The organism is Borrelia persica No12 (assembly GCF_000500045.1).
GTDB lineage: Bacteria > Spirochaetota > Spirochaetia > Borreliales > Borreliaceae > Borrelia > Borrelia persica.
Genome location: NZ_AYOT01000085.1, coordinates 1 through 1,407 on the forward strand (window position 1 = coordinate 1; position 1,407 = coordinate 1,407).

The 1,407-nt window shown below is 32.6% G+C and carries 1 protein-coding gene; it reads right to left on the minus strand.

Annotated features, from left to right (window positions below; translation table 11 throughout):
* A partial coding sequence (locus U881_RS11440; RefSeq protein WP_152520648.1) for a plasmid maintenance protein occupies positions 1–1,407 on the minus strand: 1,407 nt, incomplete at both ends.

The window sequence follows — 1,407 nt, forward strand, 5'->3', positions numbered from 1 at the left end:
GCTCTAATGTATCAGAAATCATACCGTCTAAAGAACGGTTTTGTGCACACATCTGTCTTTCTTTAACTTCACTAAACATCTCTACCCTTTCATCAATTTCGCAAAGAGATACTTCATTTTTTGTTGTACTCTCTATACAATCATTTTTACCTTCAATATCGTCATTTGACAATGACTCAGACAAAATGTTTGGGGGCGTTTTGTTCAAGAAGCTGTCTGTTTCGTTTGATTGTGCGTTATCGCCTATGTTTTTCTTCAAATTCGCTAACATACTTTCTTTCGCACGGTTCTTCAAATGGGCTCGCTCCTCTTCTGCCCTCCTAAGCCTCTCTTCTCTTTCTTTTGCTTCCTGTTTAAAAAGCCTCTGCAAATATTCTTCTCTTCTCAGCAATTCTAGCCTGCGTTTCTCTTTTTTTTCTAAATCCGTTTTTTTTGCTTTCTCTTCTGTCTCTTTTTTTTCTGCCTTTTCTGTTGCATAAATGCGCAAATTTTTCTTTGTTTTTTTTCCTTTTTTTTCTAAGAATTTTTTTCCAACACATATGTTTTCGCCATAAACTGTTTTTTCAACGCATCGCTTTTTGTATTTATTAGGGTACCAATCTCTAAATCTGCCTTCCCAAATTACTTCATAATCGTTTATTATCCCATCTTCTCTTTTCATCATCATCCACACTTTGTGTTTATACCTATTCGCAAATTGCTTTAAAAAGTGCTCTAGAATGTCTTCAAGACTGTATTCAGTTTTATAATCAATTATTGCTCGCTCCAAATTTAACAGTGCATTTATGTATGTCGAATCGTTGTTGCTCATCTCCTTTATTTGCTTTACATACTTTTCGCTAATTTTGTGGTCAGATAACAGTCTTGTAACAACATCTTTCCTCATTATTTTGAAATCACTTTTCTTTTTTTCATAAAAATCAGCTTTTTTCATAAGCATTTCTGAGTTCTCTTTAGAATTCTTTTCTTTTTTATAGCTTATTTTAGCTTTATTAATTACATGCGGATTTTGCTCATGCGACATTACGGTTGTATGTTTCTGTTCATTATGTTTGTTTAAATTAGGTTGACTTTCATATGTTTTAGGATTTTCATCTTTTGTAGAGTTTGTATTCCAATGCTGCATTGTATCTTCTATATCTTGGTGAAAATCGCTGACGATTCTTCTATTTTTTAGATTTTCTTTCAGACGTTCTTTTAGATATTCGAAAATTATTTCTTTGTGTCTGTGTACAAATTTTATGTTCTGTATATAGTGGGAGATGCTTCCATTGCCAACGCCAAGCCTTCTGATTTTGGATTTAATCAATCCGATTTCATTTAGAATTTGGATGTCTCTTTCAATAGTTCGTTTACATACCTTTTTATATCCATCGTTTTCTAATAGTTTACTTACCATATTTTGTA